Annotated in this window: 14 protein-coding genes and 1 pseudogene; 10 read left to right on the top strand and 5 right to left on the bottom strand. The window is 73.8% G+C overall.

Annotated elements, in window-relative coordinates; translation table 11 throughout:
- Positions 1-124: 124 nt before the first annotated feature.
- From E1291_RS30590 to E1291_RS30600, 3 genes are read right to left on the bottom strand one after another with little or no spacing between them, the layout of a single operon-like run.
- Complete coding sequence (locus tag E1291_RS30590) at positions 125-1063, bottom strand: EamA family transporter (protein ID WP_131741553.1); 939 nt, start codon at positions 1061-1063, stop codon at positions 125-127.
- Positions 1064-1066: 3 nt separating this feature from the next.
- Positions 1067-1846: an ABC transporter permease gene (locus E1291_RS30595; RefSeq protein WP_131741554.1), complete on the bottom strand. Its 780-nt coding sequence runs from the start codon at positions 1844-1846 to the stop codon at positions 1067-1069.
- Positions 1843-2769: an ABC transporter ATP-binding protein gene (locus tag E1291_RS30600; RefSeq protein WP_131741555.1), complete on the bottom strand. Its 927-nt coding sequence runs from the start codon at positions 2767-2769 to the stop codon at positions 1843-1845. Before E1291_RS30600 ends, E1291_RS30595 begins: the two co-directional genes overlap by 4 nt.
- A gap of 195 nt (positions 2770-2964) precedes the next feature.
- Between E1291_RS30600 and E1291_RS30605 the strand changes: the two genes are divergently transcribed.
- The 5 genes and pseudogenes from E1291_RS30605 to E1291_RS30625 all read left to right on the top strand — a co-directional run.
- Entirely contained in the window at positions 2965-4206 is a 1242-nt protein-coding gene (locus E1291_RS30605; RefSeq protein ID WP_131741556.1) for an arginine deiminase, read from the top strand.
- Positions 4207-4247: 41 nt separating this feature from the next.
- Positions 4248-5249, top strand: a complete 1002-nt coding sequence (argF, locus tag E1291_RS30610) for an ornithine carbamoyltransferase (protein ID WP_131741557.1) — start codon at positions 4248-4250, stop codon at positions 5247-5249.
- Positions 5250-5282: 33 nt separating this feature from the next.
- Positions 5283-6218: a carbamate kinase gene (locus E1291_RS30615; RefSeq protein WP_131741558.1), complete on the top strand. Its 936-nt coding sequence runs from the start codon at positions 5283-5285 to the stop codon at positions 6216-6218.
- On the top strand, positions 6215-7681 hold the full coding sequence (locus tag E1291_RS30620; RefSeq protein ID WP_207401023.1) for an amino acid permease: 1467 nt from the start codon (positions 6215-6217) through the stop codon (positions 7679-7681). Before E1291_RS30615 ends, E1291_RS30620 begins: the two co-directional genes overlap by 4 nt.
- Positions 7678-8034: pseudogene (locus E1291_RS30625) on the top strand (universal stress protein); the annotation flags it as partial. The gene E1291_RS30620 and the pseudogene E1291_RS30625, both read left to right, overlap by 4 nt.
- Before the next feature lie 191 nt (positions 8035-8225).
- Here E1291_RS30625 and E1291_RS30630 read toward each other — a convergent pair.
- Positions 8226-9179 (bottom strand): aldo/keto reductase, encoded by a 954-nt coding sequence (locus E1291_RS30630; RefSeq protein ID WP_131741559.1) that lies wholly within the window; start codon positions 9177-9179, stop codon positions 8226-8228.
- Between the two features lie 274 nt (positions 9180-9453).
- On the opposite strand from E1291_RS30630, the gene E1291_RS30635 reads away from it, so the two are divergent.
- Entirely contained in the window at positions 9454-10272 is an 819-nt protein-coding gene (locus tag E1291_RS30635) for an undecaprenyl-diphosphate phosphatase (protein WP_131741560.1), read from the top strand.
- 34 nt (positions 10273-10306) lie between these two features.
- Here the strand turns inward: E1291_RS30635 and corA are convergent, their stop codons facing one another.
- A complete protein-coding gene (gene corA / locus E1291_RS30640; protein WP_131741561.1) occupies positions 10307-11278 on the bottom strand; it encodes a magnesium/cobalt transporter CorA in 972 nt (323 codons plus the stop codon).
- Positions 11279-11362: 84 nt separating this feature from the next.
- On the opposite strand from corA, the gene E1291_RS30645 reads away from it, so the two are divergent.
- From E1291_RS30645 to E1291_RS30660, 4 genes are all read left to right on the top strand, one after another.
- Positions 11363-12064: an MSMEG_4193 family putative phosphomutase gene (locus E1291_RS30645; protein ID WP_131741562.1), complete on the top strand. Its 702-nt coding sequence runs from the start codon at positions 11363-11365 to the stop codon at positions 12062-12064.
- A 10-nt stretch (positions 12065-12074) separates the two neighbouring features.
- Entirely contained in the window at positions 12075-12623 is a 549-nt protein-coding gene (locus tag E1291_RS30650) for a DUF3090 domain-containing protein (protein WP_131741563.1), read from the top strand.
- A gap of 147 nt (positions 12624-12770) precedes the next feature.
- Positions 12771-13547, top strand: a complete 777-nt coding sequence (locus E1291_RS30655; protein ID WP_131741564.1) for an SCO1664 family protein — start codon at positions 12771-12773, stop codon at positions 13545-13547.
- 140 nt (positions 13548-13687) lie between these two features.
- The gene (locus E1291_RS30660) at positions 13688-14452 is read left to right on the top strand and encodes an NRDE family protein (RefSeq protein ID WP_131741565.1); all 765 of its coding nucleotides are present in this window, start codon (positions 13688-13690) and stop codon (positions 14450-14452) included.
- Positions 14453-14661 lie beyond the last annotated feature (209 nt).

Consider the following 14661-nt stretch of genomic DNA (forward strand, 5'->3'; position numbering starts at 1 on the left):
CGAGAGGGGCACCCACGACACGCTGCTGGCCGCTGAGGGGACCTACGCCCGCTTGTTCAGGCTCCAGGCCACCGGCTACCAGGAGGCCATCGGATGAGACCCGCGGGCCCGGCGGACCCCGCCGTCAGGCCTCCGGGGCCTCGGGCGGGTTCCGCTGGCCGCGGGTCGCGCCCGCGCAGGCCACGATCACGCAGCCGACGGCGATCCACTGGCGGCCGGTGAGCACCTCGCCGAGGATCGCGACGCCGACGAGCGCGGCCACGGCGGGCTCCAGGCTCATCAGGATCCCGAAGACGCTGGCGGGCATCCGGCGCAGCGCCTCCAGCTCCAGCGAGTAGGGGATCACCGACGACAGCAGCCCGACGCTGACGCCGATGAGCAGAAGCTCGGGGTCGAGCAGCGTCCCCCCGCCGGACGCCACGCCGAGCGGCAGGATCGCGGCGGACCCGACGACGCTGGCCAGGGCCAGCCCGGTGGACCCGGAGAACCGCCGGCCGGTCGCGGCGGTGAGCAGGATGTAGGCGCCCCAGCCGACACCGGCGAGCAGCGCGAAGACGATGCCGAGCACGTCGACGTCGCCGCCTCCCCTGGCCAGCAGGACCACGCCCGCGCCCGCCAGGACGACCCAGATCAGGTCGCGCGGACGCCGGGAGGCGAGGATGGCCACCGTCAGCGGCCCGAGGAACTCGATCGTCACCGTGACGCCCAGCGGGATGCGCGAGAACGCCTGGTAGAACGAGAAGTTCATGGACGCCAGCGCCAGCCCGAGACCGGCGGCGACGGCGAGGTTCGACCGCGAGTGGTCGCGCAGCACCGTCCGCAGCGCCTTGCGCGCCACGAACGCCAGCACGATCGCGGACGTCAGCAGCCGCATCGTCACCACGGCGGTCGGCGGCATCCGGTCGAACAGGTGCTTGGCCACGCCGGCGCCGACCTGCACCGAGACGATGCCGAGCAGGACCAGCGCGGGCGGCGGCACCGAGCCGAGCGACAGCGCACGCGCGCGCCCCGTCTCCCGGGGCGCGCCGCCGAACGTCGAGCCGGGCGCCTCAGCGAGAGCCACGGATCACTCCCATCGGAAGAAACGGGCCGCGAGCGCCAGGCCCGCGGCGGTCCAGACGGCGAGGACGAGCAGGGGCTTGCCGGGGAAGGCCGCGCCGTCCCGCAGGACCTGCCGCAGCCCGTCCGAGAGCGCCGCGACGGGCAGCAGCTCCAAGGCGCTCCTGACCGCGCCGGGGAACTTGTCGAGCGGGAACACGACGCCGCCAACGGCCAGCAGCAGGATGTAGACGAGGTTGGCGGCGGCGAGCGTCGCCTCGGCGCGCAGCGTCCCGGCCATGAGCAGCCCGAACCCGCTGAACGCGGCGGTGCCGAGCACCAGCAGGGCCAGGGCCGAGACCGGGTCGCCGTGCGGGTGCCAGCCGAGCGCGAGCGCCACCGCGCAGATCACCGCGGCCTGCAGCGCCTCGACCGCCACCACCGTGAGGGTCTTGGCGGCGATCAGGCCGCCGCGCGGCAGCGGCGTGGCGCCGAGCCGCTTCAGCACGCCGTACCGCCGTTCGAAGCCGGTGCCGATGGCCTGGCCGGTGAACGCCGTGGACAGCACCGCCAGCGCGAGCACCCCGGGCGCGAGGAAGTCGACCCGGCGGCCCCCGCCGACGTCCAGCAGCGACGTCGTGCCGAACAGGGTGAGCAGGACCACGGGGATGATCAGCGTGAGCAGGAGCTGCTCGCCGTTGCGCAGCAGGGTCCGCAGCTCGTAGCGGGTCTGCGCGAGCACCATCCGCGGCAGCGGCACGGCGCCCGGCGCGGGCGCGAGGTCCAGCGGGGCGGGCGAGGCGGTCATGAGCGCAGCTCCCGTCCGGTCAGCTCCAGGAAGACGTCCTCCAGCGTGCGGCGCTCGATGCGCAGGTCCTCGGTCATGACGTCGTGCGAGGCGCACCAGGCGGTGACCGTCGCCAGCAGCTCGGGCCGCACGTCGGCCTCGATCAGGTAGTGCCCGGCGGGGGACTCCTTGGCGGCGCTCCCGGCGGGCAGCGCCGACAGCAGCTCCTCCAGGCCGAGGCCGGGCCGGGCCCGGAAGCGCAGCTGCCGCTCCGCGCCGGTCAACTCGGCCGGGGCGCCCTCGGCCACGACCGCGCCGTGGTCGACGATGACCACCCGGTCGGCGAGGCGCTCGGCCTCCTCCATGTTGTGGGTGGTCAGCACCACCGACACCCCGGCGGCGCGCAGGCCCTCGACCAGCTCCCACGTGGCGTGCCTGGCCTGCGGGTCCAGCCCGGTGGTCGGCTCGTCGAGGAAGACCAGCTCGGGCCGGCCGACCACGGCGACCGCCAGCGACAGCCGCTGCCGCTGCCCGCCCGACAGCCGCCGGAACGGCGTGCGCGCGTGCTCGGTGAGGCCGAGCCGCGCGAGCAGGGCGCCCGGGTCGAGCGGCGCGGAGTGGAAGGAGGCGACCAGCCGCAGGAACTCGCCGGCGCGCGCCGTGCCCGGCACCCCGCCGGACTGCGGCATCACCCCGACCCGCGGCTTGAGCGCGCGGGCGTCGGCGACCGGGTCCAGGCCGAGGACGCGCACGGTGCCGGCGTCGGCGCGGCGGAAGCCCTCGCAGATCTCGATCGTGGTGGTCTTGCCGGCGCCGTTCGGGCCGAGCAGCGCCGTGACGGCGCCCCGGGCGGCGCTGAGCGAGAGGCCGTCCACGGCCGTCGCCGTGCCGTAGCGCTTGACGAGCGAGCCCAGCTCGACCGCGCCGTCTCCGGGGGGTGTCATGCAGATGAGTTTAGGTCCGGCCGCCGCCGGCCCCGCGCGCGGCTCGGCCCGGGGACCGCGCGGCGGCCGGCGGGCGGTCCGGGCGGGCCCCGCCCGGGCCCGCGGCTGGTTTCGCGGGCAGGGCGCCGGGTAGCCCTGCCAGTGATCGAAATCACCCCCGGTGACCTGGGGATTCGTGCCGTCCGGGGAGACGCGGTGTCATTCCACGTGGATTCCGAGGCCGGCCGGCTGCGGCGGGTCCTGCTGCACCGGCCGGAGCTGTCGTTGAAGCGGCTCACCCCTTCCAACGCGGCGGACCTGCTGTTCGACGACGTGCTGTGGGTGCGGCGGGCGCAGGAGGAGCACGAGGAGTTCCAGGCGGTGCTGCGCTCGCGCGGCGTCGAGGTGCACCTGCTGATGGACCTGCTCCAGGAGACGATCGAGATCCCCCAGGCCCGCGGGCACATCCTGGACTTCTCGATCGACCCGCACTTCTACGGCCCGCTGTCCACCGACGCGATCCGCAACTGCTTCGACGCGATGGACGTGCCGGAGCTGGCGGCCTTCCTGATCGGCGGCATCACCAAGCGGGAGATGCTGGAGCGGATCACCGAGCCGGCCTCGATCGCCTTCCACTCGCTCGCCCTGGACGACTTCATCCTCCCGCCGCTGCCCAACCACCTGTTCACCCGCGACACCTCGTGCTGGATCTACGACGGGGTCTCGATCAACGCGATGCGCAAGAAGGCGCGTGCGCGGGAGACCGTCAACATGGAGGCGATCTACCGCTGGCACCCGATGTTCGCCGACGGCTACGACCGGCCCGGGGACGGCGGGTTCCACGTGTGGAACCGCGGGACGGAGACGGCGCCCGCCACGATCGAGGGGGGCGACGTCCTGGTGCTCGGCGGCGGCGCGGTCCTGGTGGGGATGAGCGAGCGCACCCAGCCGCAGGCCGTCGAGATGCTCGCCCAGTCGCTGTTCGCCGGCGGGAGCTGCACCCGGATCGTGGCGCTGCGGATGCCGAAGAAGCGGGCGTTCATGCATCTGGACACCGTCCTGACGATGGTCGACCACGGTGTGTTCACCGCCTACGCGGGCCTGGGCGCGCTCCCGTCCCACACCGTCGAGCCGGGCGACAACGAGAAGGAACTGAAGATCACCGACCATCCGCCGGAGGACATGTACCGGGCGATCGCGGCGGCCGCCGGCGTGGACGCGGTGAAGGTCCTCACCCCCACACAGGACGTGTTCGCCGCCGAGCGCGAGCAGTGGGACGACGGCTCCAACGTCCTGGCCGTCGAACCGGGCGTGGTCATCGCCTACGAGCGCAACGCCACGAGCAACAACCACCTGAGCCGCAACGGCGTCGAGGTGCTGCCGGTCCGCGGCAGCGAACTGGGCCGCGGGCGCGGCGGGCCGCGCTGCATGAGCTGCCCCCTGGAACGGGACGCCTGACCGGTCCCCGCCGACCGGTACCGCGATGAGGAGGGGAACCCATGGCCTACAACCTGCGCGGCCGCAGCTACCTCAGGGAGCTGGACTTCTCGCCCAAGGAGTTCGGATTCCTGATCGACCTCGCGGCCGAGCTGAAGGCGGCCAAGTACGGCGGGACGGAACGGCCGCGCCTCACCGGCAGGAACATCGCGCTGATCTTCGAGAAGGCGTCCACCCGGACGCGCTGCGCGTTCGAGGTCGCCGCGCACGACCAGGGCGCGCACGTCACCTATCTCGACCCCTCCGGCTCCCAGATCGGCCACAAGGAGTCGATGAAGGACACCGCCCGGGTGCTCGGCCGGATGTTCGACGCCATCGAGTACCGGGGGTCGAGCCAGCGCCTCGTGGAGGAGCTGGCCGAGTACTCCGGCGTACCGGTCTGGAACGGCCTGACCGACGAGTGGCACCCGACGCAGACGCTCGCCGACCTGCTCACCATGCGCGAGCACGGCGACCGGCCGCTGCACGAGCTCGCCTACGCCTACCTCGGCGACGCCCGCAGCAACATGGGCAACTCCTACGTCGCGGCCGGTGCCCTGCTCGGCATGGACGTGCGCGTCGTCGCGCCGGCGGCGCTGTGGCCCGACGAGGAGGCGGTCGTCAAGCCCGCCCGGGAGGTCGCGGCCCGGACCGGCGCCGAGATCACCATCGTCGAGGACGTGGCCCAGGGAGTCCGCGGCGCCGACTTCGTGCTCACCGACGTGTGGGTGTCGATGGGCGAGCCGGAGCGGGTCTGGGACGAGCGGATCAGGCTGCTGCGGCCCTACCAGGTCAACGCCGCCGTCATGGAGATGACCGGGAACCCGCGCGCCAGGTTCATGCACTGCCTTCCCGCGTTCCACGACCGCGGGACCACCGTGGGCGAAAAGATCTTCCAGCGGACCGGGCTCGACGCGCTCGAGGTCACCGACGAGGTCTTCGAGTCCCCCGCCTCGATCGTCTTCGACGAGGCCGAGAACCGGATGCACACCATCAAGGCGGTCATGGTCGCGACGCTCGGCTGAGCCGTGCGGGGCCGGGCGGGAGGGCAGGGCAGGATGCGGGTACTCGTCGCGCTCGGGGGCAACGCGCTGGTCAAGCGGGGGGACACACCGGACGCCGAGCTGCAGCGGGCGAACGTGATGACCGCCGTGCGCTCGCTGGCGCCGCTCGCCGAGCGGCACGAGCTGATCATCACCTTCGGCAACGGGCCGCAGGTCGGGGTGCTCGCGCTGGAGAGCGTCAACGACCCGAACCTGACGCGGCCCTACCCGCTGGACACCATCGGCGCCGAGACCCAGGGCATGATCGGCTACTGGATGCTGCAGGCGCTGCAGAACGCGCTGCCCGGCCGGCAGGTCGTCGCGCTGATCAACCAGACGCTCGTGTCGGCGGTGGACCCGGCCTTCGGGAACCCCACCAAGTTCGTCGGCCAGGTCTACGAGCGCGAGGAGGCGGACCGGCTCGCCCGCCGGTACGGCTGGACGGTCCGCCGGGACGGCCACGGCTGGCGGCGGGTGGTGCCCTCCCCGCAGCCGCAGCGGGTGATCGAGACCCGGCTGATCAGGCAGCTCGTCCGGACCGGGACGGTGGTGGTCTGCGCGGGCGGCGGAGGGATCCCGGTATTCCGCAACGACGTCGGGCGCCTGGAGGGCGTCGAGGCCGTGATCGACAAGGACCTCACGGCGTCCGTGCTGGCCGAGACCCTGGAGGCGGACGCGTTCCTCATCCTCACCGACGTGCCGCAGGTGATGCGCGGCTTCGGCACGCGGCACCAGGAGGGGATCGGCCACACCACGCCGTACGAGCTGCGCGCCGAGGACTTCCCCGCCGGGTCGATGGGCCCCAAGGTCGAGGCCGCCGCGGGCTTCGTGGAGCGGACCGGCGACATGGCGGCGATCGGCCGGCTGGACCAGTGCGTGCAGATCCTCGCCGGGTCCGCGGGGACCATCGTCACCCCGAACGCGACCTGGCCGCTGGCGAGCACGCTGTGAGCGCGGGCACGGGGACGGGGCCCGGGACGGCGCTGCACGGCCTGTTCCGGACCAAACCGGTCGACCGGATCGTCGCCGAGGGCGGGCACGGCGAGGGCGGCGAGCTGCGGCGGACGATGAGCCTGCTGCAGCTCACGCTGTTCAGCGTCGGCGCCACGCTCGGCACCGGCATCTTCGTGGTGCTGGGCGAGGCGGTGCCGAAGGCGGGCCCGGCGGTGGTCCTGTCGTTCGTGCTCGCCGCGGTCACCGCGCTGTTCTCCGCGCTGTCGTACGCGGAGCTCGCCGGGACGATCCCGGTGTCGGGCTCGTCCTACTCCTACGCCTACGCGACCCTCGGGGAGCTGGTGGCCTGGGTGTGCGGCTGGTGCCTGCTGCTGGAGTACGCGGTCTCGGTGTCGGCGGTCGCGGTCGGCTGGGGCTCCTATCTGAACGAGTTCTCCGACAAGGCGTTCGACCTCGCCATGCCCGCCGCGATCAGCGACTCGCCCGGCGAGAACGGCGGGGTCGTCAACCTGCCCGCCGTGGCCGTGGTGCTGATCGCCACGGTCCTGCTGCTGCGCGGCACGTCCGAGAGCGCCACCGCGAACACGATCATGGTGTTCCTCAAGCTCGGCGTGCTGGCGTTCTTCTGCGCCGTCGCCTTCACCGCGCTGGAGGCCGGGAACCTCACCCCCTTCGCGCCGATGGGCTGGGCCGGGATCAGCGCCGCCGGCTCCAAGGTGTTCTTCTCCTACATCGGCTTCGACGCCGCGTCCACCGCGGGCGAGGAGGCGCGGAACCCGCGCCGGGACCTGCCACTGGCGATCATCCTGTCGCTGGCGATCGTGACCGTCGTGTACGTGCTGGTCGGGCTGGCCGCGGTGGGGGCGATGCCCTGGCGGCGCTTCGGGCTGAGCGGCTCGGAGGCGTCCCTGGCGCAGGTCCTGGACGAGGCCACCGGGCGGGCCTGGCCGTCGATGATCCTCTCGCTCGGCGCCGTCATCGCCATCGCCAGCGTCGTGCTGACCGTGATGTACGGGCAGACCCGCATCCTGTTCGCGATGTCCCGGGACGGGCTGATCCCGCCCGTCTTCCAGCGGGTGAGCCCGCGGCGGGCCGTGCCGGTCGCCAACACGGTCATCGTCGCCGTGTTCATCTCCGCGCTGGCGGCGCTCGTGCCGCTCGGCCGGCTCGTGGACGCCACCAGCATCGGGACGCTGTTCGCGTTCGCGCTGGTGAGCGTCGGCGTCATCGTGCTGCGCCGGACCCGCCCCGAGCTGCCGCGCAGCTTCCGGACGCCGTTCTACCCGGTCACCCCGCTGCTCGGCGTCGGCTTCTGCGTGTACCTGATGGTCGGCCTCGGCGGGGCGACCTGGCTGGTGTTCTCCCTGTGGACGCTCGCCGGGCTGGTCGCCTACTTCGCCTACGGGCGGCGCCACTCGCGCCTCGGGGCCGCGCCCGCCGCGGGCGGGGGGCGGCCGTGAGCGGCGACGGCGGGCTCCGGGTCCTCGCCGGCTACTCGCCCGACCCCCGCGGCGACGACGCGCTGGCACTGGCCGCCCTGGTCGTGCGGACCGCCGGGACGGCGCTGACCGTGGCGCACGTCCACCCGCCCGCCTGGCCCGCGCGGGGTCCCGGATCGGTGGACGCCGAATGGCTCGCCTACCTCGAGGAGCGGTCCGAGGCGGCGCTCGCCCGCGCGGCCGTCCGGCTCGCCGCGCTGCGGGTGCCGGAGGTCGCGGTGGACCTGCGCGTGCACGCCCACCGGGGCAGCGGGCGCGGGCTGATCGAGGTCGCCGGGGACGTCGGCGCCGACCTCGTCGTGGCCGGGTCCGCGCCGCGCGGGCGGCGCGGCTCTCGGGGCCGTCCGCCGCGCCCTCCTGCGGGGCGCCTGCGGGGGTGGTCGCGGAGGTGTCGGTGGGATGGTCGGTCACGGGCTTCCCGTCGCGGCTGGTCACGGCTGGCGGTGGACCGTCCCGAGCGTGCCATGGACGGCCCGCGCGGTCACGGAGGTGGCGCAAAAGGCGGTCACGGGTGGGCGGCGGCCATGTCGGAGACGTCGTCGAGCGCGGACCGGATCTCGCCCGGCAGGGTCAGGTCCTCGCTCTCCAGGATCGCGGCGAGCTGCGCCGCCGTCCGCGCCCCGACGATGGGCGCGGCGACGCCCGGCCGGTCCCGCACCCAGGTGAGCGCCACGCTGAGCGGCGACACGCCGAGGCCCTCGGCCGCGGTCACGACGGACTCGACGATGCGGGCGCACTCCTCGTCCAGATAGGGCTGGACGAAGTCGGCGAAGTGCGACGCCGCGGCGCGCGACCCGGCGGGGATGCCGGTCCGGTACTTGCCGGTGAGCACCCCGCGCCCGAGCGGCGACCAGGGCAGCAGGCCCGCGCCCGCGTCCAGCACCGCCGGGACGACCTCCCGCTCGATGTCGCGGCGCAGCAGCGAGTACTCCAGCTGCGCCGCCACGACGGGCGCGCGGCCGGGCCAGGCGCGCTGCCACGCCGCGGCCTTGGCCACCTGCCATCCCGCGTAGTTCGACACCCCGACGTACCGGGTCCGGCCGGACGCGACCGCCTCGTCCAGCGCCGACAGCGTCTCCTCCAGCGGCGTCGCCGGGTCGTACACGTGCAGCTGCCACAGGTCGACGTATTCGAGGTCCAGCCGGTCCAGGGAGGCGTCCAGGGCGCGCAGCAGGTGCCGCCGGGAGCCGTCGTAGCGGCCGTTGGGGCGGATCGCCGCCTTGGTGGCGATGACGAGGTCGTCACGGTCCACCATCTCGCGCAGCAGATGCCCGAGGATCCGCTCGCTGTCGCCCTCGGTGTAGACGTCGGCGGTGTCGACCAGCGTGCCCCCGGCCTCCACGAACGCGACCAGCTGCGACGCGGCCTCGTCCGGCTCGGTGTCCTGACCCCAGGTCATGGTGCCGAGACCCAGCCGGGACACCAGCAAACCGCTCCGCCCGAGGTGACGCTCCTTCATAGGCGGTCAATGTAGCGGTCACGGCGGCCGGTCCACCGCGCCGTCACCGGGGGTGCCTGGTCCGTGACGGCTCCCCGGGGGCGGGCGGAGGGGCGCCGCGGTCCGGCCCGGGAACGGTCCCGGCGGCGCCGGAGTGGATCATCCGCGCAGGTGGGCGGCGTTCCCCGGACCGGAACTCCAAGCGGCGGGCGGGGCCCCGACGGGTGCCGCTACCCTTCCCTAGGGGATCGGGCGCCGTGGCCCATCTCGCACTCTGGGAGGGGATCCGCCGCCTGTGAACGTCGTGGAAGCGACCGTGCTGGGAATCGTCCAGGGGCTCACCGAGTTCCTGCCGATCTCCAGTTCGGGACACCTGCTCATCGTCCCGAAGCTGCTGGGCTGGGGCGACCCGGGCGCGCCCTTCACGGCGGTCATCCAGCTCGGCACCATGGCCGCGGTCATCATCTACTTCCGGCGCGACCTGATCCGCATCATCGCCACCTGGACCAAGAGCCTGTGGACGCCGGCGCTGCGCACGCACCAGGACGCGCGGATGGGCTGGTACATCGGCCTCGGCACCATCCCGATCTCGGTGTGCGGGCTGGCCTTCAAGGACTTCATCGAGGGCCCCTCCCGCAACCTGTGGATCAACTCGACCTCGCTGATCCTCATGGGCCTGCTGCTGATGGTCGCCGAGTGGGCGGGCATCAAGAAGCGCGAGGTCGCCGACCTCAACATGCGCGACGGCCTGCTGATCGGCGGGTTCCAGTGCCTGTCGCTGATCCCGGGCTCGTCCCGGTCGGGCTCCACCATGACGGGCTCGCTGTTCCTCGGCTACACCCGCGAGGCCGCCGCGCGGTACTCCTTCCTGCTGTCGATCCCGGCGGTGGTGCTGTCGGGGCTGTTCGAGCTGCGCAAGGCGTTCGACGGCTCCCTGCAGGTCGTGCCGACGGTCGTCGCGACCGTGGTGTCGTTCGTGGTCGGGTACGCGTGCATCGCGTGGCTGCTGAAGTTCCTCACCCGGCACTCGATGATGGTGTTCGTCTACTACCGGGTGGCGCTCGGCGGGATCCTCATCGGACTGCTCACCGCTGGCGCGCTCGAGGCGACCTGACCGGCGCTCCCGCGGGCTCCCCAGGGCCGGCCCCCTACAGCCAGCCGCCCTTGCGGAGCCTGCGGAACAGCACCGTGCACACGACGGCCATCACGCAGATGACCAGCGGGTACCCGAACGTCCAGTGCAGTTCGGGCATGTGGTCGAAGTTCATGCCGTAGATCCCCGCGATCGCGGTGGGCACGGCGATGATCGCAGCCCAGGCGGAGATCTTGCGCATGTCCTCGTTCTGCTGTTTGCCGAGCAGCGCCAGGTGCGCCGTCAGCACGCTGGTGAGCAGCTCGTTGTGCGCGTCGACCTGCCCGTCCACCTGGAGGAGGTGGTCCAGGACGTCGCGGAAGTACTCCCGGGTGCCGTCGCATTCGGAGACCCGGCCCTTCACGATGTCCTGCAGGACGGGGACCAGCGGGTCCTCGGCGGTGCGGAACTCCAGCACCTCCCGCTTGAGCGAGTAGATCTCCGCGGTGACGTCCCGGCCGCGCGGGTCGAACACGGCGCGCTCCAGGCCGATGATGTCGACCTCGACCTCGTGCGCGACGAGCCCGTAGCGGTCCACCACCTCGTCGCACACCGCGTACAGGACGGCCGTGGCGCCGTGCTTGAGCAGCTCCGGGGACTCCTCCAGCCGCTTGCGGACGGGCCCGAGCGGGTTGCCGGCGCCGTGCCGGACGGTCACCACGAAGTCGGTGCCCAGGAAGAGCATGATCTCGCCGACCTCGATGTCGGAGGTCTCGTCGACGTAGGCGAGCGTCTTCAGGACGACGAACAGCGTGTCGTCGTAGCGTTCCATCTTGGGCCGCTGATGGGCCGTCACGGCGTCCTCGGCGGCGAGCGGATGCAGCCGCAGCTCGTCGCGGACGAGCTCGAACTCCTCCTCGTCGGGCTCGAACAGCCCGATCCAGACGAAGCACTCGCCGGCCGCGCGGGCGAGGTCGAAGGCGTCGCTGATGTCGCCCTCGATGTCGCGGCGGGTGCCGCCCGCGTAGATGGCCTTGTCCACGATCACGCACGCATTGTCCCGCATCCGCGGCACGCCGCGGTATCGGTCCGGAGATCACTGGGCCGCCCGGGATCTCATAGAGTGCCGTGTGTGACGACCCTTCTCCTGGTGAGGCATGGCCTGACCGCGATGACCGGACCCGTGCTCGCCGGCTGGACGCCCGGGGTGCGGCTGGACGAGCGCGGCCGCGCGCAGGCGGCGGCGCTGGCCGGGCGGCTGGCCCCGGTGCCGCTCGCGGCGGTCGTGGCCAGCCCGCTGGAGCGCTGCGTCGAGACCGCCGAGGCGGTCGCCGGCGACCGCTCCGGCCGCGCCGGGAAGGTCGAGACCGACGAGCGGTTCGGGGAGGTCCGCTACGGCGACTGGACGGGCCGTCCCCTCAAGGAACTGGCCGAGGAGCCGCTGTGGCGGACCGTCCAGGCGCATCCGAGCGCCGTCCGCTTCCCCGGGGAGGGCGGCGAGGCGATGGCCGCCGCGCAGCACCGGGCGGTCGCCGCGGTCCGCGACTGGAACGAGCGGATCGCCGCCGAGCACGGCGCCGACGCCGCCTACCTGGTGTGCAGCCACGGCGACATCATCAAGGCCGTCGTCGCCGACGCCCTCGGCCTGCACCTGGACCAGTTCCAGCGCGTCCAGGCCGATCCCGCCTCGCTCACCGTCGTCCGCTACACCGAGCTGCGGCCGTTCGTCGTCCGGCTCAACGACGTCGGCGGGGACGTGGGGGGCCTGCTGCCCCCGCCGCCCGGTGAGAGCGGCTCGGGGTCGAGTGACGCGGTCGTCGGCGGCGGCGCGTAGGGTCGTTGCCATGCCCGTCATCTCCTACGACCTGCCCGACAGGTTCGTCGCCGGCGCCGTCGGCCGGCCGGGCGACCGCGCCTTCTATCTGCAGGCGCGCTCCGGCCGCCGCGTGACCAGCGTCGGCCTGGAGAAGTTCCAGGTCACGCTGCTGGCCGAGCGGCTGGAGGAACTGCTGGACGAGGTGCTGCGCCGCAGCGGCGGCGACGCGCCGGTGCCCGCCGTCACGCCGGCGGAGCTGCGCGACGACAGCCCGCTCGACCAGCCGGTGGAGGAGGAGTTCAAGGTCGGCACGATGGCGCTGGCCTGGGATCCCGACGGCGAGCAGGTGGTGATCGAGGCGCAGGAGGTCACCGAGGGCGAGGACGACGCCGAGGTCGGCGAGGACGACCCGGCCATCGCGGTGCTGCGGGTGCGGATCAGCGCCGCGCAGGCCCGCGCGTTCGCCGAGCGCGCCCTGAAGGTCGTGGCCGCCGGCCGCCCGCCGTGCCCGCTGTGCGGGCTCCCGCTCGACACCGAGGGCCACGTGTGCCCCCGCCAGAACGGATACCTCGGCTGACATGGCCGCGGACACAGGGGCGGACACGGCGGCGGACACGGCGGCGGACACGGTGGCGGACGTGCCGGCGGACTCGGCGGGGCGGCGGCGCCGCCCGGATCGGGCACCGCGCTGGATCATGTCCGGGCGTGCCGGGAGAATGGGCGCATGACGCAGTCCTCCCGGGACCGGGCCCCGGCCGGTGACGGCCCCCTCGGCCCCTCGGTCTCCCCGCGTGACGTCGACGCCGCCGAGCGGCTGCTGCTGGAGGGGCGGCTGACGGTGGAGGGCCGGCTCGTCCAGGCGTCCAACGCCACGCTGTACTGCTCGATCGAGCACGACGGGGCGAGCGCCGCGTGCGTCTACAAGCCCGTCGCGGGCGAGCGGCCGCTGTGGGACTTCCCCGACGGCACCCTCGCCGAGCGGGAGGTCGCCGCCTACGCGGTGTCCAAGGAGATGGGGTGGGGGCTGGTCCCCCCGACCGTCCACCGGGACGGTCCGTACGGCCCCGGCATGGTGCAGCTGTGGGTGGAGCCCGACCCCGACATCGACCTGGTGACGCTGTCGCGCTCGGACGAGGAGCCCGTCCGCCGCATGGCGGTGTTCGACGCCGTCGTCAACAACGCCGACCGCAAGATCGGGCATTTGCTCCCGCCCGGTGACGGCCACGTCTACGGCTGTGACCACGGCGTGTGCTTCTCCGTCGAGTACAAGCTGCGCACGGTGCTGTGGCAGTGGCGCGGCAAGCCGCTCACACCGGAGGCGGTGGAGGCGCTCGGCCGCGTGGAGGCGGCCCTGCGCGATGGCCTGGGCGCCCGCCTCGCCGAGCTCCTCACCGCCGAGGAGGTCGACGCGACCCGCCGGCGTGTCCAGCTGATGCTCAAGCACCGCATCCACCCCTACCCCCCGGAGGACTGGCCCGCCATCCCCTGGCCGCCCCTCTAGCCGCACCTGTGGGGCCGCGCCCGTCAGCCGCACCGCCGCCGGGCGGGCGAGGCGCTCGTGCGGCGCCGGGGAGGGCCGCGAGACCGGCCGCGCACGCCCCGGATGTGGGGCGAAATGGTCGAGGTGCTCCAATTGGGGCCATGTGTACGGCGATCATCAGTATCGACCCCTCCTCCCCGGTCCCGGTCCTGCTCGTCGGCGTGCGGGACGAGTTCGTCGAGCGCGACTGGGCGCCGCCCGCCCGGCACTGGCCCGACCGGCCGGGCCTCGTGGGCGGCCGTGACCTGAGGGCCGGCGGGACCTGGCTCGCCGTGGACCCGGACGCCCCCCGCGTCGCGACGGTCCTGAACGGGCGGGGGCGGATGGCGCCGGAGGCGGGCCGCAGGTCCCGGGGGGAACTGCCGCTGCTGGCGGCGGCCGGGGGCGGTCCCAGCGACCTCGACCTCCCGGCGTTCGACCCGTTCCACCTCGTGCGGGCGGACCCGGACCGGGTCCAGCTGTGGAGCTGGGACGGCGCCGACCTGGTGGAACGCTCCCTCAGGCCCGGCCTGCACCTCATCGTCAACAGCGGGCTGGAAGGGGAGGGGCAGCTCCAGGGGCAGACCGAGGACGCCTACATGGCCGCCCGCCTCGCCCACTTCCGGCCGCTGCTGGCCGCCGCGAAGCGACCCGAGCCGGGCGCGGGGGAGCCCGTCGAGCGGGCGTGGGGCGGGTGGCTGGCCCTGGTGAACGGCGCCGGCCTGGCCCGCGCCGACCATCGGGCGCTGCTGCCGCTGCTCGACCTCGGCGACGGCGCCGTGTGGGGCACCACGTCGGTGAGCCTCACCGCCCTGGCGGCCGGCGGCGTCCGCTACGACTTCTCGGCCGTCCCCGGCGACCCGGACGCCTGGACGCGCGTGCTCTGAGGCCCTCCGGCCGGGCTCCGCGGCCCCGTCCGGGCCCGGCCATCTTCGCCGTCCGCCCGCGTCACCGTCACCCTCGGTGCTAGCTTGGCCACCATATGCGATCTTTGGTGACGGCCCGCCGCCGGGCGGACGTGGGCGCGCGGGCGGTGACGGCACCGCGCGACCGCACGCCGCCGCGGCCCGCCTGGGCGCGGCTCAGGCGGGACCGG

This window comes from Actinomadura roseirufa (assembly GCF_900659635.1).
Classification (GTDB): Bacteria; Actinomycetota; Actinomycetes; order Streptosporangiales; family Streptosporangiaceae; genus Spirillospora; species Spirillospora roseirufa.

Bases quoted from the DNA above. Each gene is read 5' to 3' on its own strand.
- E1291_RS30595 (WP_131741554.1), bottom strand. From the start codon at position 1,846: ATGACCGCCTCGCCCGCCCCGCTGGACCTCGCGCCCGCGCCGGGCGCC.
- E1291_RS30600 (WP_131741555.1), bottom strand. From the start codon at position 2,769: ATGACACCCCCCGGAGACGGCGCGGTCGAGCTGGGCTCGCTCGTCAAG.
- argF (WP_131741557.1), top strand. From the start codon at position 4,248: ATGGCCTACAACCTGCGCGGCCGCAGCTACCTCAGGGAGCTGGACTTC.
- E1291_RS30615 (WP_131741558.1), top strand. From the start codon at position 5,283: ATGCGGGTACTCGTCGCGCTCGGGGGCAACGCGCTGGTCAAGCGGGGG.
- E1291_RS30630 (WP_131741559.1), bottom strand. From the start codon at position 9,179: ATGAAGGAGCGTCACCTCGGGCGGAGCGGTTTGCTGGTGTCCCGGCTG.
- E1291_RS30650 (WP_131741563.1), top strand. From the start codon at position 12,075: ATGCCCGTCATCTCCTACGACCTGCCCGACAGGTTCGTCGCCGGCGCC.
- E1291_RS30655 (WP_131741564.1), top strand. From the start codon at position 12,771: ATGACGCAGTCCTCCCGGGACCGGGCCCCGGCCGGTGACGGCCCCCTC.
- E1291_RS30660 (WP_131741565.1), top strand. From the start codon at position 13,688: ATGTGTACGGCGATCATCAGTATCGACCCCTCCTCCCCGGTCCCGGTC.